18 protein-coding genes and 1 pseudogene are annotated in these 19,531 nt (G+C 69.4%); 9 read left to right on the top strand and 10 right to left on the bottom strand.

Annotated elements, in window-relative coordinates; all coding sequences use genetic code 11:
* Positions 1 to 291 precede the first annotated feature (291 nt).
* The gene (locus AAH991_RS00660; RefSeq protein ID WP_346223961.1) at positions 292 to 786 is read right to left on the bottom strand and encodes a hemerythrin domain-containing protein; all 495 of its coding nucleotides are present in this window, start codon (positions 784 to 786) and stop codon (positions 292 to 294) included.
* A 288-nt stretch (positions 787 to 1,074) separates the two neighbouring features.
* On the opposite strand from AAH991_RS00660, the gene AAH991_RS00655 reads away from it, so the two are divergent.
* From AAH991_RS00655 to AAH991_RS00645, 3 genes are read left to right on the top strand one after another with little or no spacing between them, the layout of a single operon-like run.
* Complete coding sequence (locus tag AAH991_RS00655; RefSeq protein ID WP_346223960.1) at positions 1,075 to 2,187, top strand: DUF8744 domain-containing protein; 1,113 nt, start codon at positions 1,075 to 1,077, stop codon at positions 2,185 to 2,187.
* Positions 2,169 to 4,790, top strand: a complete 2,622-nt coding sequence (locus AAH991_RS00650) for a multicopper oxidase domain-containing protein (RefSeq protein ID WP_346223959.1) — start codon at positions 2,169 to 2,171, stop codon at positions 4,788 to 4,790. Before AAH991_RS00655 ends, AAH991_RS00650 begins: the two co-directional genes overlap by 19 nt.
* Positions 4,787 to 5,224, top strand: coding sequence for a DUF2269 family protein (locus AAH991_RS00645; protein WP_346223958.1), 438 nt, complete (start codon positions 4,787 to 4,789; stop codon positions 5,222 to 5,224). The genes AAH991_RS00650 and AAH991_RS00645 overlap by 4 nt, the downstream gene beginning before the upstream one ends.
* Before the next feature lie 190 nt (positions 5,225 to 5,414).
* Here AAH991_RS00645 and AAH991_RS00640 read toward each other — a convergent pair whose 3' ends face one another.
* Positions 5,415 to 5,549: a hypothetical protein gene (locus AAH991_RS00640; RefSeq protein ID WP_346223957.1), complete on the bottom strand. Its 135-nt coding sequence runs from the start codon at positions 5,547 to 5,549 to the stop codon at positions 5,415 to 5,417.
* A 710-nt stretch (positions 5,550 to 6,259) separates the two neighbouring features.
* Between AAH991_RS00640 and AAH991_RS00635 the strand changes: the two genes are divergently transcribed.
* Positions 6,260 to 7,135 (top strand): CPBP family intramembrane glutamic endopeptidase, encoded by an 876-nt coding sequence (locus AAH991_RS00635; protein ID WP_346223956.1) that lies wholly within the window; start codon positions 6,260 to 6,262, stop codon positions 7,133 to 7,135.
* Between the two features lie 133 nt (positions 7,136 to 7,268).
* Here the strand turns inward: AAH991_RS00635 and AAH991_RS00630 are convergent, their stop codons facing one another.
* The 3 genes from AAH991_RS00630 to AAH991_RS00620 are packed head-to-tail and all read right to left on the bottom strand — an operon-like array spanning position 7,269 to position 11,013.
* Positions 7,269 to 8,102: a slipin family protein gene (locus tag AAH991_RS00630; RefSeq protein ID WP_346223955.1), complete on the bottom strand. Its 834-nt coding sequence runs from the start codon at positions 8,100 to 8,102 to the stop codon at positions 7,269 to 7,271.
* Positions 8,099 to 8,713 carry a hypothetical protein gene (locus tag AAH991_RS00625; protein ID WP_346223954.1) on the bottom strand — a complete coding sequence of 205 codons (615 nt, stop codon included), beginning with the start codon at positions 8,711 to 8,713 and terminating at the stop codon, positions 8,099 to 8,101. The genes AAH991_RS00630 and AAH991_RS00625 overlap by 4 nt, the downstream gene beginning before the upstream one ends.
* Positions 8,710 to 11,013, bottom strand: a complete 2,304-nt coding sequence (locus tag AAH991_RS00620; protein WP_346223953.1) for a nitric-oxide reductase large subunit — start codon at positions 11,011 to 11,013, stop codon at positions 8,710 to 8,712. The genes AAH991_RS00625 and AAH991_RS00620 overlap by 4 nt, the downstream gene beginning before the upstream one ends.
* Positions 11,014 to 11,234: 221 nt before the next feature.
* Here AAH991_RS00620 and AAH991_RS00615 point away from each other — a divergent pair, with 221 nt between their 5' ends.
* On the top strand, positions 11,235 to 11,708 hold the full coding sequence (locus AAH991_RS00615; RefSeq protein WP_346223952.1) for a hemerythrin domain-containing protein: 474 nt from the start codon (positions 11,235 to 11,237) through the stop codon (positions 11,706 to 11,708).
* Between the two features lie 29 nt (positions 11,709 to 11,737).
* Here AAH991_RS00615 and AAH991_RS00610 read toward each other — a convergent pair whose 3' ends face one another.
* Complete coding sequence (locus AAH991_RS00610; protein WP_346223951.1) at positions 11,738 to 12,379, bottom strand: carbonic anhydrase; 642 nt, start codon at positions 12,377 to 12,379, stop codon at positions 11,738 to 11,740.
* 260 nt (positions 12,380 to 12,639) lie between these two features.
* Here AAH991_RS00610 and AAH991_RS00605 point away from each other — a divergent pair, with 260 nt between their 5' ends.
* Both AAH991_RS00605 and AAH991_RS00600 read left to right on the top strand, forming a co-directional pair.
* Positions 12,640 to 13,059: a hypothetical protein gene (locus AAH991_RS00605; protein WP_428833920.1), complete on the top strand. Its 420-nt coding sequence runs from the start codon at positions 12,640 to 12,642 to the stop codon at positions 13,057 to 13,059.
* A complete protein-coding gene (locus tag AAH991_RS00600; protein WP_346223950.1) occupies positions 13,010 to 14,746 on the top strand; it encodes a sensor histidine kinase in 1,737 nt (578 codons plus the stop codon). The genes AAH991_RS00605 and AAH991_RS00600 overlap by 50 nt, the downstream gene beginning before the upstream one ends.
* 16 nt (positions 14,747 to 14,762) lie before the next feature.
* On the opposite strand, the pseudogene AAH991_RS00595 reads toward AAH991_RS00600, so the two are convergent.
* Both AAH991_RS00595 and AAH991_RS00590 read right to left on the bottom strand, forming a co-directional pair.
* A pseudogene (locus AAH991_RS00595) lies at positions 14,763 to 14,849 on the bottom strand (DNA-binding response regulator); the annotation flags it as partial.
* 582 nt (positions 14,850 to 15,431) lie between these two features.
* A complete protein-coding gene (locus AAH991_RS00590; RefSeq protein WP_346223949.1) occupies positions 15,432 to 15,872 on the bottom strand; it encodes an ATP-binding protein in 441 nt (146 codons plus the stop codon).
* A 560-nt stretch (positions 15,873 to 16,432) separates the two neighbouring features.
* On the opposite strand from AAH991_RS00590, the gene AAH991_RS00585 reads away from it, so the two are divergent.
* Both AAH991_RS00585 and AAH991_RS00580 read left to right on the top strand, forming a co-directional pair.
* Positions 16,433 to 17,260, top strand: coding sequence for a helix-turn-helix domain-containing protein (locus AAH991_RS00585; protein ID WP_346223948.1), 828 nt, complete (start codon positions 16,433 to 16,435; stop codon positions 17,258 to 17,260).
* Positions 17,242 to 17,469: a DUF397 domain-containing protein gene (locus tag AAH991_RS00580; protein ID WP_205831194.1), complete on the top strand. Its 228-nt coding sequence runs from the start codon at positions 17,242 to 17,244 to the stop codon at positions 17,467 to 17,469. The genes AAH991_RS00585 and AAH991_RS00580 overlap by 19 nt, the downstream gene beginning before the upstream one ends.
* A 143-nt stretch (positions 17,470 to 17,612) precedes the next feature.
* Here the strand turns inward: AAH991_RS00580 and AAH991_RS00575 are convergent, their stop codons facing one another.
* A complete protein-coding gene (locus AAH991_RS00575) occupies positions 17,613 to 18,098 on the bottom strand; it encodes a TrmO family methyltransferase domain-containing protein (RefSeq protein ID WP_346223947.1) in 486 nt (161 codons plus the stop codon).
* Positions 18,099 to 18,173: 75 nt separating this feature from the next.
* Positions 18,174 to 19,529 carry an NsdA family TPR-like regulatory protein gene (locus AAH991_RS00570; RefSeq protein ID WP_346223946.1) on the bottom strand — a complete coding sequence of 452 codons (1,356 nt, stop codon included), beginning with the start codon at positions 19,527 to 19,529 and terminating at the stop codon, positions 18,174 to 18,176.
* Positions 19,530 to 19,531 lie beyond the last annotated feature (2 nt).

Genomic DNA, 19,531 nt, shown 5'->3' with positions numbered 1-19,531 from the left:
TGGTGACGCAACGTGGGTCGAACGACCCGGTCGAGGCCGGGATATGAACAAGCGGGACAAGCATCGGCCTGTCCCGCTGCAACGCGCTGGGTGTGACTCCCGGGACGTGCCCGGCAGAAGACACCTCGGAGACCCCTTCTGCCGGGTGATCCAGGCTTGACAGCTCACGACGCAGGCGGTCCGGCCCCTGCCGGAGCGGCGAGTTCAGCGCCGTCCGAGCCGCGACCGAGGAGTGCGAGCGTGTCGTCGCCCGGCCGCTGGTCGCGGCGGAACGTCGACGGGCCGTGCGCGTCAGGCGCGTCGTGCGCGGACGGAGCCGGCCCAGGTGAGAAGGTCCACGTTCTTTTCCAGGGCGGCCTCGCGGACGGCCAGGATGTCGAGCACGTCGTCCTGCGGCAGCGTCTCCACCATGATGGACAGGCCGTCGCAGTCACTGACGTGCGGGAGGATTTGCCGGGTCAGTTCGATGCCGCGCTCGGCCTGGGCCTGATCGATCTGCCCGTGGTCGGCGAGCTCCACCAGCTCGCGGAGGTTGCGGATGGCGCCGTCGTGATCGGCGATCAGCTTCCCGACGTACTCCTCGCCGAAGATGGGCACCAGCCGTGGATACATCGACTCTTCCTCGTACCGGAAGTGCGGGCCGGTCGCCGTGGCGATGGCGGAGACGACATGGCGAGCCGTCGTCGCGTCATGCGCGGTGAAGGCGTCGATCAGGGTGAACAGTAGGTTCCGGACCTCGCGGTGCTCATCACGGAATGTCTCAGTAAAGACGTCGGAAATTGCCAAGGAAACCCCTCCTGGCGGTGACAGGCGCCGTATCGCGACACCATTCCTTCGGATCGACGACAGTACAGCCGCGGCCCGTTCCGCCCCTCCAGTGACGAAGGTCCCGTCGTGACGGGGCGACAGTCGGTCCTCGCCCCGTCAGGAACGCGCGACGCCGTACTGAGGACCTTGGTCCCGCCGATCGTGGACTTTACGGCCGTCCTCCGGACCGGGGCGTTCCATAGCGTGCTGCTGGCCCGGTAGTCGTGGCCGACCGTCGGCGGGTGGGGACCGGAAGAGGGGGTAGGAGTGCGATCCACGGCGCTCTCACGGTCGGTTCACCGGCTTCCGTTCCTCGCCGGAGCGATTCTCGCCGCGCTGACCGGCATGTACGGCGGGCTCGCCCTGCTGTTGGGCGGGTCGGCCGCGGCGGGGGGCCTGGCCGAGCGGCACGGTCCGATGATGGTCTTCGGCTTTCTCGGGACGTTGGTCTGCCTGGAGCGCGCGGTGGCGCTCCGCACGGGATGGGCCTATGCCGCTCCGGCGCTCGGGGCGCTCGGCTCCGTCGCGCTGGCCGCCGCGCCCGGCCTTCCGCTCGGCGCGCCGATGCTCGCCGGGGCCGCGGGCTGGCTGGTCGCCGTCTACGTGACATTGCTCCGGCGCCGTCCGGGGACGGAGATGGCCCTCCAGCTGGCCGGTGCGGTCGCCTGGTACGCGGGCGGGCTGTCATGGCTCGCGGGCCGCGGGGTGCCGGAGCTGGTTCCGTGGTTCGCCGCCTTCCTCGTGCTCACGATCGCGGGCGAGCGGCTGGAGCTGGCCCGCATCGCGTTCCTCACGCGGAAGGCGGCGGGCGGACTCGCGGTCGCGTGTGCGGTGATCATGGCAGGTGCCGTCGTCTCGGCCGGCGACGTGGACCTGGGGTGGCGGCTCTGCGGCCTCGGGATGCTCGTCACCGCCGGCTGGCTGGCCGTACATGACGTGGCGCGGCGTACGGTTCGCGGTCGCGGCGCGGCTCGCTATGCGGCCGTCTGCCTGCTGGCCGGGTACGTGTGGCTGGCCGTGGCCGGAGTCGTCTGGACGGTCGCGGGACTGTCGCCGCTGTCCGAGGTGTACGACGCGGCGGTGCACACGCTGTTCCTCGGATTCGTCGTGTCGATGGTGTTCGGGCACGCGCCGGTCATCCTGCCCGCCGTGCTGCGGGTGCCCCTGCCGTACCGGCGGATCCTGTACGTCCCCTTGGTCTTGTTGCACGTGGGGCTGACCATCCGGGTGCTGGGCGATCTGGGGGGCGCCGGTGCGGCGCGTACGACGGGTGGCCTGCTCGGCGTGGTCGCACTGCTGGTGTTCGCGGGATGCGCCCTGGCCATCGTTGCAGCCGCTGTCGGTCGAAGGAGAAAACAAATATGGGACCCGTCACGGTGACGATCGGGAAGAAGGGCGACACAGAGCCCCCGCCGCCGCGGGCGTCGTGGCATCTGCGCGCCAATGCGATCGTCGTCGCCTGGATCGCACTGGCGATCGCGGCGGCGGTGTCGCCGGGCGTGTTGCCCGCGCCGCGGTGGCTGGTGATCCATGTCTTCCTGCTCGGCGCGGTCACCACCGCGATCGTGATCTGGAGTGAGCACTTCGCCGCGGCGCTGCTGCGCGTCGGCGCGCCCGAGCGGCGGTGGAGCATCACCCGGCTGGCCACGCTGAACGCCGCGACCGTGGCCGTGCTGTACGGCGTGGCCGTCGGACCGTGGCCTGTGGCGGCTGCCGGGGCCGCGGCGGTGGTCGGCGTGGTCGTCTGGCATGCCACGGTGCTGGCCGGGATGCTCAAACGGGCGCTGCCCGGTCCGTTCGGCCATGTCATCGGCTGGTATCTGGCGGCCGCGGGTGCGCTGGCGGTGGGCGGCGCCTTGGGTGGGCTGCTCGCCGCGCACGTGGGGAACGGCCCGATGTACGAGCGGCTGCACGCCGCGCACGCCGAGACGAACCTGTTCGGCTGGGTGGCCCTGACGGTGCTCGGCACGCTGTTCACGCTCTGGCCGACGGTCCTGCGGGCGCGGCTTTCCCCGTTGACCCGGCGCTGCTCCCGCCTGGCGCTGCGGCTTGCCGTGGCGGGTCTCGGTCTGATGCTGCCCAGCCTGCTGCTGGGGCTGCGCTGGGTCGCGGTGGCCGGGCTGGCGGTGTATCTGGCCGCGGCGGCCGTGGCGTTGACCCCTCTGGCGGAGACGCTGCGGCGGCGTCGGCCGCACACGGGAGCGGCCTGGACGCTGGGGGCGGGGGTGGCGTGGTTCGGGATCGCGCTCATCACCGATCTCGTGCTGGTCGCCATCCGTACCGCTGACGACCTGCCGGCGGCTCTGGAGCCGCTGCTGCCGCTGGTGCTGGCCGGGTTCGCCGCCCAGGTGCTGCTGGGGTCGCTCATGCACCTGCTGCCCGCGGTGCTCGGGGGCGGGCCGGCCCGCTTCAAGCAGAACGCGGCTCTGCTGGAGCGGGGCTGGCCCTACCGCCTGGCGGCGGCCAACCTCGGGGTGCCGCTTCTCTCGCTGCCGGTGCCCGAACCCCTCGGCCTGCTCGGCTGGGCGCTCGTCCTCGCCCCCGCGGTCGCCTTCGTCGCGCTTGCCGTGACCGCGCTCCTGCTGGCGCGTCACCCGCAGGGCCGGGTGTCGCCCGCTCCCCTCGGCGTGGTCGTCGGCTGCCTGCTGACGGCCGCCGCCGTCGCCGTCGCCATGTCCGGGGGCGCCGGGTCGGCCCGGCTGGACGTCGTTCCCGGTGCGCAGAGAACGGTCGAGGTGACGCTCGCCGCGATGCGCGTACGGCCCGCGGTCGTCAACGCCCCCTCCGGCGCGCGGCTGACGCTCCGGGTGACCAACGCTGACGCCCAGCGACACGACCTGAGGCTGTCCACCGGTGACCGCACTCCGATGCTCGCCCCCGGCGAGACCGCCGTGCTGAAGCTCGCCCCGCTGGCCGGACCGGTGGAGGGCGCGTGCACCGTCGCGGGGCATAAGGCGGCTGGCATGACCATGCGCATCGTGCCCGCTCCGGCGGCTGCGAGCGCCGAATCCTCCTATGCGGGACACTCGCAGCATATGGGACATGCGGGCATGGACCTTTCTGGCACGGCTGGCACCGGACAGCCGAGCATCGCCCGGCCGGAAGCGACCGCCCTCGACCCCGGCGCGCCGATGTCGGCGGGGTGGACGCCGTACGACGCCACCTTGAAGCCCGCGGCGGGGGGCAAGGAGCACCGGGTCGAGATCCGGGTGAAGGAGACCGATCTCGAGGTCGCGCCGGGCGTGCGCCGCCGCATGTGGACCTTCGACGGCTCGGTTCCCGGCCCGACGCTGCGCGGCCGGGTGGGAGACGTGTTCGTCGTGACGTTCGTCAACGACGGGACCATCGGTCACGGCATCGACTTCCACGCCGGGGCCGTCGCCCCCGACGGGCCGATGCGGACCATCGACCCCGGGCAGCGGCTCACCTACCGCTTCCGCGCCGACCGGGCCGGAGCCTGGCTGTACCACTGCTCCACCATGCCCATGAGCCTGCACATCGCGAACGGCATGTACGGCGCCGTCGTCATCGACCCGCCGGACCTGCCGACGGTGGACCGTGAGTTCGTGCTCGTCCAGGGCGAGCTCTACCTCGGGCGACCCGACCAGGACGACCTGGGCTCGCGGATCCTCGAGGGCCGGCCGGACGGATGGATGTTCAACGGCACCGCCGCCGGTTACGACCACGCCCCTCTCACGGCCGAAGCCGGCGAGCGGGTGCGCATCTGGGTGGTCGCCGGCGGTCCGGGGACGGGAACCGCCTTCCACGTGGTCGGCGTGCCGTTCGACACCGTCTACAAGGAAGGCGCATATCTACTCAAGAGGGGCGACCCGGGCGGCGCTCAGGTGCTGGACCTCGCCCCGGCCCAGGGCGGCTTCGCCGAGCTGGTGTTCCCGGAACCCGGGCACTACCCCTTCGTCGACCACACGATGCCGCGCGCCGAGGCCGGCGCCCACGGGCTCTTCGCGGTGAGCGCGCCATGACCTGGTGGTCGGTCATCCGGTTCCTGCACGTGCTCGGCGCGGCCCTGTGGGTCGGCGGTCAGCTGGCGGTCTCGCTCATCCTGCTGCCGCTGGCCCGTCGGCTGCTCGACGCCGAACGGCGGGCCGCCGTGCTCAGCGCGGTCGGGCGGCGGTTCGGCCTCTTCACGGTCACGGCGTTCCTTCCCCTCCAGCTCGTCACCGGGGTCGCCATGGCCGCGCACAAGGGCGTCACCTGGACCTCGCTCGCGCAGCCGGGTTACGGGCGGATCCTCGCCGCGAAGCTCCTGCTGTTCTGCGCGGTGATGCTGACGGCCGGACTGCACGGCTGGGCAAGCGGCACCGGGCGGCCGGCCGCCGCGCGGGCGCTCGCCACCGCCGCGCTCGTCGGCTCGCTCGGTGTCGTGCTCCTGGCCACCGCCCTGCCCGGGACGTAGCCGTGACCGCCCCGGAGCGGACCAGTGCGGCACAGCGGAGCGGACCCGGTTGTTTCCTGTGCCAGGTCGAGCGCGGCGGTGGCCGCGCCGGCATACCGGCGCGGCCACGAGCGGCCGTGCCGGGACGCCGACCGCTCGTGGCCATCGGCGTCCGTGAACGCGAGGCGGCGCCGCCGGGCCCGGCTCTGGATCAGCGTGCGCCGGTCCCCTGCAGGATGCGGTCGACCACGTCGGCGGCCGAGTAGTCGTCCGGCAGACCGCTGAGGAAGCCGGTGTCCTGGCCGAGGGTGAGCAGCGGGGCTCGAGATAACCGTCCAGATGGCACTGTCCGAGACCGATCACGGCGAGCAGCCCGTTGCACAGGCACCGGCGCCCGGCGGTCTCCTCGATGCGACCGCCCTTGCGGACGTAGGTCTCCACTGGTTCCGCCGGGCAGCGGTAGCCGACCCCGCCGTCCGGCTTCTGATAGGGCGTACGCAGGTGGCCCAGGTCGCACAGCCGGGGCCGCTCCGCGTAAACGCCGGCGTCGGACAGCGTCCCGGGCACCTGGGCGACCTTGAAGGGATGACCGGCAGGGGATGCCTGTGGGTCGTTGCGGACCTCCAGGGCGCCGTCGGCGGCGTCGCGCAGCAGCGCACCAGCAACCGATCCTTCTCCCTGACCGGCAGACCCTCAATCCATGCGGCCAGCTCTCGCGCATCATCACGAATGGAGACGAGCGGTGGGCTCGCCTCGGCCGCGACCGCGAGCAGGTCGGCATCGAGACGCAGGAAGCCAACCAGGTGCAGTAGCGGCGATGCATATGGACCGGCTGGTGGACGACCTGTCCAGTGCCGAGGCAGAGCATGCCGGTGCGGGGTACGTTTCAGTCGCCAGAGGTGCTCGTGCTCGTCTCGACTGAAGCGGACATGCGGGTGACCATGGGAGGCAGCGGCCGTTGCCGCCGAGGACGGAAGCAGAGCGGCCGCATCAGCGGTCGGTGGAAGTGACCTTGGTCTCTGGCCTACCCAGAGGAGACACGCTGCCATAGCGAGTATGACCGGTCGCACATCCCCTGCCCCCGCCATCGCCACAGGCCGCACCGCCAGGCCCTTGCGGTGGTTCTTCGTCTTGGCCTATGCGCTGTCCTGGCTGTGGCTGGTCCCGATTGCGCTGTCCGGCGGAACCGTCATCGGCGGGCACGGGTGGCCGACCCACTTTCCCGCCCTCGCCGGCCCTGCCCTGGCCGCGGTCTCGGTCACCGCCGCCTACGGCGGCCGCCGTGGGCTGGCCGGGCTGGGCCGGCGCATGCTGGCGGTGCAGGTGCCGGTGCGGTGGTGGTCGGTGGCGCTCAGCCCTCTGCTACTGCTGCCCGTGGTCCTGGCGGTCACCGCCGCCACCGGGCAACCCTTGCCTCCTCTCGCGGACTTCGCCGTGATCAACGGTGTCCCCGCTTCCTGGGGAGTGGCCGGGGTGGCCCTCGCCGTGCTGCTGGTCAACGGCTTCGGCGAGGAGACAGGGTGGCGTGGTTACGCGCTGCCCTGCGCCCAGGCTCGGTGGAGTCCGCTGAGGTCCACACTGGTCGTCAGCGTCGGCTGGGCGGGCTGGCACGCCCCGATGTTCCTGGTGCTCCAATCGTTTCGCGGCTTCACCGCCGTCACCGTGGTGGGCTGGTTCATCGGTCTACTGTGCGGAGCCGTCGTACTGACCTGGCTGTACAACCGCAGCGGCGGCAGCATCGCACTGGTCGCTGTGTGGCACGCCGCCTACAACATGGTCTCGGCCACCAAAGCCGCCGAGGGACTGCTCGCCGCGACCAGCACCACCCTCGTCATCACGGCCGCGTTCTTCCTTATCGCCCTGGAGCTCTTCGCAGCGCGTCGCGGCACCCCCAGCGTTCTGGCTCCACCAGCCGGCACCGGCCGTCCCTGAACAACCCTCACACCTGCCGGGCGACATGTGTTACGGCAGCACGGACGCGTCACCTGACCCGGCATGTACGTGCCTCTGCACATGGAGGGTGCACGCTGTGGAGGATGCTGGACCAGGCCGCGTGGCCTCGGTCTCAGGAGGGCCGCGGCTGCCGCCGCTCCTGTGCGCAGGCGCAGCCGTATGGCATGCGGGCAGCGGCGGCGAGCGCGGCGGGAAGCTCGGGTGACCGATCGGCCCCGGGCGAGGGGGTCGGCAGGTCGATCGGCACCGGGTAGACGATGGTCGAACGGCCTTCGCCGCCCAGTTCGAGCAGGGTCTGCAGGTAGCGGAGCTGGATGGCGGCCGGGTCGGCCGACAGGGTCCGTGCGGCGTCGCGCAGGTTCTGCGCGGCCTGGAGCTCTCCCTCCGCGTTGATCACTTTGGCGCGGCGTTCGCGTTCGGCCTCGGCCTGACGGGCGATGGCGCGCTGCATCGCCTCGGGGATCTCGACGTCCTTGATCTCGACCAGGTCGACCTTCACGCCCCAGGGCTCGGTGTGCTCGTCGAGGACCCTCTGCAGGCTCTCGCCCAGCCGGTCGCGTTCGGCAAGCAGGGCGTCGAGGTCGTGGCGGCCGAGTACGGAGCGCAGGCTCGTCTGGGCGAGCTGGGAGGTGGCGACCGCGTGGTTCTCCACCTCGTTGACCGACCGGACCGGGTCGACGACCTTGAAGTAGGCGACCGCGTTGACCCGGACGGGGACGTTGTCCCTGGTGATCGCCTCCTGCGGCGGGATGGTGAGGGCGATGGTCCGCAGGTCGACGCGGACCATCCGGTCGGCCAGCGGGACCAGGACCACGAGCCCGGGTCCTCGCAGGGGCAGGAGCCGGCCGAGCCGGAAGACGACGGCCCGTTCGTACTCGCGCAGCACCCGCACTCCTGTCAGGGCGCCCGCCAGGAGAAGGGCCGCCACGGCGGTCACCCAGATCATGACTCCGACCTCCAGATGGTGGTGTACCGGTCGCGGTTCGTCGATTTCTGTCCGGGTTCGGGGAAGGGGCCGGGGAAGCAGGCGGGGGTGGCGCGCAGGTGGCCGGTCAGCCACCATCCCGTCATGGCGGTGGCCGCGAGCGCGGCGGCGGCCAGGGCGAGGTCGGGCCACGCGGGGTGACGCACCGCCTCGATGAGCGTCAGCGAGGCGGCCAGGGCGACCAGCACGAGGGCGATCCCGCGATGGAAGCGCCCCGCTTCGGAGTGCGGCCAGGGCCGCAGTGCCCGGACGATCTCGCGCCCGTGGCGTGAGGGGGTGCAGTCGGGCTTGCGGGGGCAGGCGTTGCAGACCGAGGGCCTGGCGCGGTAGAGCCGGTGGTGCCGGTCCTGGCCGACGGGCCAGAGCATCTGGTCGGCCGGGCACACCCAGGCGTCGTGTTCGGGCCGGTAGGTGAAGCCCCCAGTGCGGTGGCCGGTGTGGTGGCCGGTGCGGTGGCGTTCGGATCGCTCGGCGACGTGGCGGGCGAGGCGGTCCAGCGCGGCGGCGGTGACGAGCAGCCCGGCCGCGTAGCCGTCCGCCAGGACCGTCTCCGTGGTGAAGGGACCGATCATGCGGTGTCCACCGGTTCCCTGATGTCCGATAGCCGGGGGGCGGGGGTGAGCCCGGTGGCCGGGTCGGCCGTGGCCCGGCGGCCCCGATGGCGTACGCCGAGCCAGGCGATCCAGCAGAAGGGCAGGACGCCGCCGACGATGAACAGCGCGTCGCCGGGCAGCCGCAGCCACTCCAGCAGGGTGTTGGTTCGGCCGGTGAGGTAGCCCAGCGAGCGCGCCTCGAAGTAGCCGGAGGCCACCGACTCGTAGAGTTGCAGGAGCCCGAGCGGCAGCAGGGTGGCGAAGCACATCCAGGCCAGGCCGATGTTGAGGGACCAGAAGGAGATTTTGGCCCACTTCTCCGGCCACCGGTCGGCGGGGATCAGGTAGCGCAGCGTGAACAGGCCCAGGGCGATGGCGAGCATGCCGTAGACGCCCATCATCGAGGCGTGCGCGTGGTTGGCCGTCAGGCCGGTGCCGATCTCGTAGTAGGAGACGATCGGGAGGTTGATCAGGAAGCCGAATACGCCCGCGCCGAGGAAGTTCCAGAAGCCGACGGCGACCAGGAACATCACGGCCCAGCGGTGCGGGAACGGGGTGGGTGACTCCATGTGCTGGCGCGCCCCGAGCTGCACGAACGACCACGCCTCCACGGTCAGGAAGGTCAGCGGCACGACCTCCATCGCGGAGAAGAACGCGCCCAGCGCGAGATGCTCCACGGGTTCGCCGCTGAAGTACAGGTGGTGCATGGTGCCGATCACGCCGCCGGCGGAGTACAGGATGATGTCGAGATAGATCACCACCAGGGCGACCCGTTCCCGTACCACGCCGAGCTGGACGAACATGTAGGCGACCATGGCGGTGGTGAACAGTTCGAGGAAGTCCTCCACCCACAGGTGCACGACCCAGAATCGCCAGAAGTCGGTGACGGTGAAGGTGTCGCCAGGGCGGGCCAGCAGCCCGACCGCGTAGACGCCGGGGATCGCCAGGCCGGACAGGAAGAACATCCAGGGCAGGTTGCCGCGGCTGTCCCTCGCCAGGGCCGTACGCAGCACCCGCCACATCATCACCGCCCACAGCGCCATCCCGGCGGCCAGCAGGATCTGCCAGACGCGGGGGAGGTCGAGCCATTCGAACTGCTGGCTGCCCCAGAAGTTGCCCGGCCGGACGAACCCGTGGATGCTCAGCCCCTCCGCGATCAGGGAGCCGAACGCCACGACGGCCAGGGCCGCCAGGAGCGTCCAGGCGAGCCTCCCGTGCCCCCGCGGCTCACCTCCGGCCATGAGCGGAGCCAGGAAGATGCCGGCCGCGAGGAAGGCGGCCACCACCCAGAACAGCGACAGTTGCAGGTGCCAGGTGCGGGCCAGGTTGAAGGGCAGCAACTCGGCCAGGTTGAGGCCGAAGAAGCTCGTGAGATCGGCCCGATAGTGCTCCGTCGCACCGCCCAGCAGCACCTGGGCGAGGAAGAGCAGCGCGACGACGAGGAAGAAGAACGCGGTGACCCGCTGAGCGGGCGTGAGCGCCACCTGGTCGGGGGAGCGGAAGACGATGGCCTCCGCCTGACGGCCGCGCCAGCCCAGATGACCGCCCCATCGGCCGACCGCTCCGAACAGCGCCCCGATGCCGACCAGCAGGGCGATCAGCGACACCACGCTCCACAGCACGGTGTCGGCGGTAGGCGCGTTGCCGACCAACGGCTCGCCAGGCCAGTTGTTGGTGTAGGAGTATCCCGTGCCGGGGCGTTCGGCCGAGGCGATCCAGGCCGTCCAGGACAGGAACGCGGTCAGCTGACGAACCTGCCGCGGGTCGGTGATCGCCCGCGGTCGCAGCCCCTTGTCGGTGCGGGGGTCGGCGAAGTAGTCGCGATAGTGCCCGACGAGAGCGGTGAAGGCGTCCGCCTGTGCCCGCGTGTAGGTCAGCACCCCGGAACGGGGGTCGTAGCGATTGGCGCGGAACTCCTTTCTGACCTGCTGACGAGCGCGGTCGCCGCCGCCGTGGGCCCGGAGGGCAGCGGTGGCGGCGCGCCGCAGGTAGTCGGCCGTGTAGTCCGGCCCGAGGTAGCCCCCGTGCCCGAGCACGGACCCGTACTGCATCAGCCCGTTGGCCAGGAAGACCTTCTGCCCGTCGGCGACGTCGCGGCCGGTGTACAGCTCCTGCCCGGACTCGCTCACCACGAGCCGCGGCACGGGCGGCCCCGCGGTGTACGTACGGAAGGCGAGCACCCCCATGACGAAGAACCCGAACACCGCCACCAGCGCCGCGGCCTGAATCCAGCGCCTGGAGACCAGAACATCTCTGCGCGTCCCCGTCCCCGGAACCATCGATCACCGATCTCGATCAGGAAGGGGAGAGGTTCCTACTCCTACCGGGCACCGGCCGTACCGGTCGACAAGACACGCCCACCCGAGGCAGGGTCCGTGGCACCCGGGTGACACGGGACCCGTACAGACAGGTCCAAGGTCCCTGTCCACTCGGTCCAAAGGCCGGGCAATGTTGGAGGAGCGGAAAGCGACATCGAGTACGTATCGAGGATCGGAAGCACATGTGTGAGTACTGCGGCTGCCAGGCCTTGGCCACAATCGACGAACTGACACGTGAGCACGATGTGGTGGTCGACCTGATAGGAGACGCGCGCACGGCGCATACAGCCGACGACGTGGACGCGATGGCCGCAATCGCCAGGCGAATCGCCGTGGTCCTCGCCCCGCACACCGAGGTCGAGGAGCACGGCCTGTTCCCGGCCATGGCCGTGGAGTTCCCCGACCATATCGCGGGGCTGGAAGCGGAACACCGGCTCATCGAGGCCGTCCTCGGCGAGGCCGAGCACGGCACACCTACCGACCCTGGCTGGCCACTCCGGCTGCTCGACATCATGAACCTGCTGCGCGCCCACATCCTCAAAGAACAGGACGGAGTCTTCCCAGCGGCGCTGGCCTGCCTGAGCACCGCCCAGTGGGAAGCCGTCGAGGCGGTCCGCGCGCGAGTCGGCACGCCAGCACAGTCCGTTGTCGGCTGAACGAAGCCCGAACTACGCCGCAGCTCCGGTCACGATATGGAGTCGGCGGTGACGTCGAGGCCGCGGGCTGCCACCACCTGAGCGCTGCCGTCGGCCAGGCGATAGCACAGGCCCACGACGGCGGCCTCGCCCGCGCCGACCCGTTCGGCGAGCACCCGAGAGCGGTCCAACAGCAGGTCGACCGTGTGCCTCACGTGCTCAGCCAGGATCTCGTCGGCCTCCACGCGGCCTGCGGCCCGCGCCGCGAGCACACTGGGGGTCACCCGCTCGACGACGTCCCGGACGTACCCGGCTGGCGCTATCCCGTTCTCCAGTGCGGCGCACGCGGCGCCCACCGCACCGCACGAGTCATGGCCGAGGACCACCACCAGCGGGCAGTCCAGCACATCCACCCCGTACTCGATGCTGCCCAGCACCTCCGTACCCGTCACGTGGCCCGCGGTGCGCACCACGAACAGGTCACCCAAACCACGGTCGAAGATGATTTCTGCCGCCAACCGGGAGTCGGAGCACCCGAACAGGACAGCGAACGGGCGCTGGCCCGGTGCGATCTCGGCGCGACGTGTCGCGTCCTGGTTCGGGTGCTCCGGGGCGCCCGCAACGAAGCGCTGGTTACCAGCGAGCAGCAACTCGAAGGCTTCCCCGGGAGTCGGAGAGATGATCTCGGCCATGGCCGCAGGATAGGCCAAGCCCTCGGCCGTCGCGCTGCCCGGCCTTCCCAGCGCCCGCCGAGGATCTCGTCGTCACCCTCAGGGGCTGGGCTACCGGCCCTACGACCGGCCCTCGGCATACACCGGCACTGTCCCTGCTAGTTGTCGACGCGGTGGAGACGGGCTTGGACCGAAGGTCCGACGATCGCGGGCCTTCGGGGGCCCCGCAGCGTGCCGTACGGCTCCTGCAGCCCGGCCGCTGATCGCGGTTTCCTTGATATGTGGGCCAGACCTGGGTCGACTGGCTGTTCATGATCGGCCTGGCCGGCATCGGCGCCGCGCTCGTCCCCGGCATCGGGATGCGGATCGCCGCCACCACCGGCGGACTGCTCCTGCTCATGATGTGGGCCGCCGAACTGCCCCTGACCACCAACCCCTTCATCGACGAGCACATCGTCTACGCCATCGTCCTGGCGGGCCTGGCCCTGGCCGGCGCCGGCACCCCCTTCGGACTCGGCAAGTGGTGGGCCGCCACCCCCTGGTCCGCCGCTTCCCGATCCTCAAGTAGACCTACCGCCCATCGGCTTCAGCGCCCGCCCCCTGCTCCCTGGGGTTGGGCACTGGCGTGTATTGGATGTAAAACTTTGCACCATGACGGACAAGGAGCCCGGTTCGCTGATTCCCAGCATGCGGTTGGATGACCTGCTGGCCGAGCTGCAGACCCGCCTGGAGGCGGTGCTGGCCACTCGGGACCGGGTGCACGCGCTGCTGGAGGCCGTCGTCTCGGTGGGCAGCGACCTCGACCTGGAGATCGTCCTGCGGCGCATCGTGCAGACCGCGACCACGCTGGTCGACGCCACCTACGGGGCGATGGGCGTGATCGGCGAAGAGAACACGCTCATCCAGTTCGTCCCGGTCGGGCTGAGCGAGGAGGAGATCGCCAGAATCGAGCACTGGCCGCACGGGCTAGGCCTGCTCGGCCTGCTGATCAAGGAGCCGCAGACGCTGCGGCTGGCCGACATCTCCCAGCATCCCGAGTCCTACGGATTCCCACCCGGCCATCCCCCGATGGGCAGTTTCCTCGGCGTGCCACTCCGGGTACGCGATGAGGTGTTCGGCAACCTGTACCTGACCGAGAAACGCGGTGGCGGGCAGTTCGACGAGGACGACGAAGCCATTGTCGTGGCCCTCGCCGCTGCCGCCGGTGTGGCAATCGAGAACGCCCGCCTCTATGAGGAGAGCCGTCGCCGGGAAACCTGGCTGCAAGCCTCGGCTGAGATCACCACCCATCTACTGTCCGGCGCCGAGTCACGAGAGGTGCTCACTCTGATCGCGCGCCGCGCTCTGCAGATGGTCGGCGCAGACGGCGCGGCGATCCTGCTGCCGAGCAAGGGCGGTGAAATCCTGCGGGTGACTCTGGAAGAGGGCGAGCTGTTCGAGGACGGCGCACCAACCACAGGAGAAGGGCAGCCGAGTGGATTGATTGGCGGCACGGTACCGATCGAGGGGTCGTTCGCGGGCTGGGCCTTTCTCAGCGGTGAGCCGCTCACGCTCGACGACCCCAGCAGCACCGAACTCGTGCTCACCTACGCCGACACTCTACCGGTGGGACCGCTGGCCGCCGTACCGCTTGGCGCGCCACAAGCCGTGCGCGGCGTGCTGGCGCTCATGAGACGCTCTGGACGGATGCCGTTCAGCCAGTCCGAGCTGCGGACGTTGCACGCGTTCGCCGGGCAGGCGGCCGTCGCGCTGGAGCTGGCCGACGCCCGCAGGGACGCCGAGCGGCTCGGCCTGCTCGAAGACCGCGACCGGATCGCCAAGGACCTGCACGACGTGGTCATCCAGCGGCTGTTCGCGGTGGCGATGACGCTGATGAGCGCCGTGCGGCTGGTCGAGCGGCCGGAGGCCTCCTCCCGGCTGCAGAGCGCGATCGACGAACTGGACACCACCATCCGGCAGATCCGTTCGACCATCTTCGCCCTACAGACCCCGCGCGAGGAGGCCGCGCCCAGCTTGCGCACCCAGGTGGTCGATCTGGTCGAGGGCGCCCGCGGTCACCTGGGCTTCATGCCGGGCCTGAGCCTGGAGGGCCGGCTCGACAACGACGTGCCCGCCGAGGTCGCAGAACACCTGCTCGCCGTCCTGCGCGAGGCCCTCTCGAACCTCGTCCGCCACGCCAGGGCCACCCGCGCCGACGTCGCCGTCCATGCCGGGGACAGGCGGCTGACCCTCGTGGTGGAGGACAACGGCGTCGGCATCCCGGCCGAGGGCCGCCGCAGCGGCCTGCGCAACCTCGCCGACCGCGCCGAACAGCTCGGCGGCGCCTTCACCCTCGGCTCCCCTGAGGCCGGCGGAACCCGCCTGGAGTGGAGCGTCCCGCTGGGCTGATCTCCTCGTCACTCCCGGTGTTCGGCGTGCCCACCAGATCCGAGCCGTGGATCTGCTGGAGCACGTAACCGGCCGCCCCGGCGATGACCGCGTTGAACAGTGCCACGTTGGTGGGCAAGGGCGGTTCCGGTCGGGGAGCCGGCCATCTGGATCACGTCTTGGGCCTCGGCCGGCTGGCTTGTGACCCTCATCCCTCTGAGGCCAGCGCGCCCGGGTGCTGCCGACAGGAAGCCGGACAAGGGCGATCAGTCCATCGATTCGGCGACTTCTAATCCGAGCTTTGGCCGGGGGCTCGACGATCCCCAGGCGGCAAGCGTGGTGGAGACAGCTCTAACCTGCCTGTACACCGCGCGGCCGTCTGCTCACTGACGTTCGTCATTCCACTGCTCACCGCACCACCGGGGCTCTTTTGGCAGGGCGCGACGGTACGGGCGATACGGGGGCTTGACCGTACCGTCGCGCCGGGGCCTGCCGCGCGTCAGAACGCGTGCGAGCAGGTCCCTATGGCGGCTCTGCTATGGGGGAAGGCAGAGACCGCGACCGTGCCGCCGTAGTTGGGGGTGCACATAACGGCACGGAGCTTCACCGAGTCATCTCACCAGGCGCCTGGCCGGATCTGTAGCGCTGTGCCGTAGCGACCCGGGGGAACGGACAGGGCGCCGCTCCTGCCGTGACCACCGGTCTCTCATGAGGCAGCGGCAGCGTTCGAACATGAAACGGCATGCGCTATAGCCGGGCGTGTGCCCATCCGGAACCAGACCGCGTTCCCGGCCTCGTCGTCGTGGTGGAAGCCCCAGGCGTCCGCCATCGCGTTCACCATCCACAGGCCCCGCCCGCCGTCGCCTTCCAGGGACACCTCACGGATAACCGGAACGCTGGTGTCGGATCCGTCATCGATGACCTCGCAGTATGTCGCGCCATCTCCGACAGCCAGGAAAACGGTGACCTGTCCGCCTGGCCTACGACCGGACTCCGAATGCACGACGGCATTGGTGAACAACTCGCTGAGCAGGAGCACTGCGGACTCCCGCACGTCGTCGGCGACCTGCCCGTCCAGCAGCCCGTTAGCCCACGCCCTCGCGGCACCAACCGATACGGCCTGCCCGGCGAAGTCTGCCTGTCCCACGCCGTGCAAGTCTTGATTGGCCACACATCGAGGCCGGCGGCCTGCTCCCAGCTTGGCCTTTTTTTGAACCTTCATGCACTTACCGCCACCTTGGCTTTTATGGCCGCTTTCTCCTCGGGTATCCCGGCCGATTCGTTCCGTCTCCAAAAGCGCGACCAGGAATGGGGCCTGCCGGTCACCTGCAGGGTGTCCAGGGCGTGGAGTGCTGCTGGGAGAAGAACAACAGCGGTGGCGATCCCCAGGTTTCGCAGATCCCAGGTGGGCTGCACCGGGTAGATGAGGTGCTTCTGAGTGTGCAGCGCATTCCCCGAAGCCATTGGTTCACCTCCCGATGGATACATCGACGCTCCGATCACGGCTGACGCATAGACAAGCGGCCAGAGGTTTTGTCTGGTTGTTGTCATTGATCAGTCGTGGAGTAAACATCTGGGATTAGATTCCCTCAGTTTCGGTGGACGTGTAGCCGCAATCCATCGACAATCGGACGACAGAAACTTTCGCTAGGTGTAGCGGTCTGTCAGAACGTGTCATCACATCAGGAAACCGAGGAGAGGAAGGGCATGGCGAACGACCTCGATCCCCGTCTGACGCCCGTTCAGCGCTTCGGGCGTGAGCTGGCACGGGCCCGCAAGCAAGCCGGTCTATCCCAAGAGCGGCTCGGCACACGTTTGGGAGTCTCCGGGTCGCTCGTGGGGCACATCGAGATCGGCAACCGGACGCCCAAGCCGGACCTGGCAGCCCGGTGCGATGAGGTGTTCGGGACGGGCGACCTCTTCGCCCGGCTCTGCCGGAACATCACCTCACCGTCGGCGCCCCACTGGTTCCTCGGATGGTCGGATGAGATCGAGCCCCGAGCGCAGGTACTGCGAAGCTGGGATCCGCTGCTGATCCCCGGGCTCCTCCAGACCGCGGACTACGCGCGAGCCGTCTTCCGCGGTGACCTCGCTACCTCCGAGGACGAGATCGAGGAACAGGTCGCTGCCCGAATGTCCCGTCAGATCATCCTCGATCGAGACCGCCCACCCGCCCTATGGGTTTTGCTGGATGAGACGGTCTTGGACCGTCTCATCGGCGGTCCTGAGATCATGCATGAGCAGCTCAGCCGTCTCGTAGCCCTTGCGGGCCGACAGAACATCAAGATCCAGGTCGTTCCACGGGATACGTCGTGCACATCCGGCCTGCTGTCGAGCTTCATCATCGCGGAGTTGCCGGACGCCCCTACCTCCGTCTCCATAGAGTCGTCCGCGACCGGCGAGGTATCGGCAGACCATGAAGTGGTGTCTCTGGTCTGGGCCAGATATGACAGGATTCGCGCTGAAGCCTACCGGCCCAGCCAATCGCTGGACATCATCAAGGAAGCGGGGATTCGATGGAAGTCAATGATCTAACCGGCATCGACCTCTCCAAGGCCGCCTGGAAGAAGAGCTCGCTCAGTGGTGGTGGCGGGGGCAACTGCGTCGAAGTCGCAGCGAACCTTCCCGGCGTAGTCGCCGTTCGTCACAGCAAGAACCCTGATGGCCCCAAGCTGCTCTTCACTCCCGCGGAGTGGCACGCCTTCATTGGGGGAGTGAAGGACGGCGAATTCGACATCGCGTGAAGGCGAAGCGAATCGAGTGCTCGACCAGGCACTCCATTCCGCCCCGGCATCTGACCACTCCTAGGAAACGTCGACGCTGGCCGGCACTGGCGACGAAAGTATCAACCCCCCTCGTTCGGATTGATGCCAGCGCCCCATCCGGATCAGCGTTCGGAAGCGTCTCGCCAGTAGTCCTTCAGCATCTCGCTGGGCCAAGACGGCTGCGTGACAGGGCCTCGAGGGAGCATCTCCTCGAAGACCGCTACCAGATCCACCACGAGCGTGCCGTCATCCGCGTCGAGATCAGTGACATGCAGATCCCGTCCATCGACACGGAGCAGGCGAGGGAACGAGGTCGCCAGCCGTGCTGGCCGCCGGTGATTGTGGTGCACGAACGTCCCTGTCGCCGGCCACGCCGGATTGTCGCGTGGACTACGGGCGTGAAGAGCGACGTCATCAGGAGATCCGAAGTTGAAGAACCAGGTGACCTGGAGGTGGGAGAACTCCTCGATCCCCTGCAGCGTCTCCAACGGGTAGTCCGGGCGCAACCTGATGATCGATTCCACACCGCCCTTGAAGTCGTCGAGCCGACCGGTGTGACCTCCAACCACGGTGGCGATCACAGGCACTTCGATGGACTGTGTGGACACGAGTTTCCCCTTCTCGGCTTCGAGTAGGGCGGGAAGCACGGCTGCACCGTGCTCATCCTCGCCATCACGGCGCTGTCAGGCTACTCGTTTGAGTACGGCCTTGGCTCGCTCGTCGATCTCCGCTACCACGTTGATCCCGCGGTTCCGGAAGGGAGACAACACTCTGCGCATGTTCACGACGGCCTCACGTGCTCTTCCCGACTGAACGCCTTCCATGGCGTCAAGAGCCTGGGCCCACGTGTGGCAGGCTGCCTCGACGTTGCCCTGCTTGGCCTGCACGGTGCCCATGTAGCCGAGTGTCACGGCGTGGGTCCGGCTGAACGCCTCGGCCTTCCTCGTCACCACGCTGTTGTGGAACTCGCGAAGTGCCCCTTCGAGATCGCCGAGGGTCCAGAGGGTGCGTGCGGTCTCGTGGGCCAGCGAGGCCCGCTGGAAGAACCAAACCCGCTGTGGGTCTTCGTCGCCCGGTCCCGCCGCGGCCAGGTCGTCCTCCGCGCGGAGCAGGGCGGCGATCGCTTCACGCCTCTGCCCGTCGGTCGCGAGGCTGCGTGCCTGTACGACACCGAGCAGCGCGCGCTCGCGAGGAGTCGCCAGGGTGTAGCGCTTTCGGTCGACAGACGCCGCCGCGAGCCGCACACCCGCCCCGGGGTGACCCAAGTCGATCGCCTGGTGGGCCATGGCCCGCAGGATGTGACCAGCCAGCGGGGCCTCATCGGCCTCCGCGGCGAGTTTCAGGGCGAGTGTGAAATAGCGGCGCGCTGCTTCGTGTTCCGAGGCGTCGAAGCTCATCCAGCCCGCCACATATACGGCCTCGGAGGCTGCGGCAAAAAGAGAACAGCGTGTCTCTTCGCTGGTGAAGACGCCGCCGAGGTATCTCGCGACGTCGTCGTGGATGTAGCGGCAGAGAGCGGTGCGGCCATCCATCCCGCCGTGCCGTTGATCGCGCTTCGAGAAGAACTCCGTCATCTCGCGGACGGCGTTGACTTCGCCGATGCCGATGCGGCGGCTTGTCGTGGCCGGCCGGGATCTCGCTCGCTCTGGAGCGTCATCCCACCACTGCTGTCCGGGTAGCACCAGGCCGCCTATCGAGTAGGCGGCGCCAGCCAGTAGTTGGCGGCGTCCCAAGTCCATGTCGCTTCTCCCCAGATCCACCAGCGCGGTCAGCGTATCGACGCGCCATTCGGATGCCGGGTCGGCATCGGGGGTCGATACCGAAAGCCCGATTTCCGCCAGTGTGACCGGGCGTTGCAGCCGCCGAGACAACGTCTCGCACAAGATAAGGGGTGCCCTGCCGGTGGGACGGGTTCCGGAGATCCACATCGCGATGTGGGAACGCGTCGTGCTGAACAGTTCACTGGCACCGACCTCGGCGGCAACCCTTACTACCGCTGCGGCGACCTTGGGCTGCGACCAGCCGGTCTCCGCGATCACAG

It is taken from the genome of Microbispora sp. ZYX-F-249 (assembly GCF_039649665.1).
GTDB classification, from domain to species: Bacteria; Actinomycetota; Actinomycetes; order Streptosporangiales; family Streptosporangiaceae; genus Microbispora; species Microbispora maris.
The sequence above is the reverse complement of the archived record's forward strand: the minus strand, read 5'-3'. Positions and strand labels throughout refer to the sequence as shown.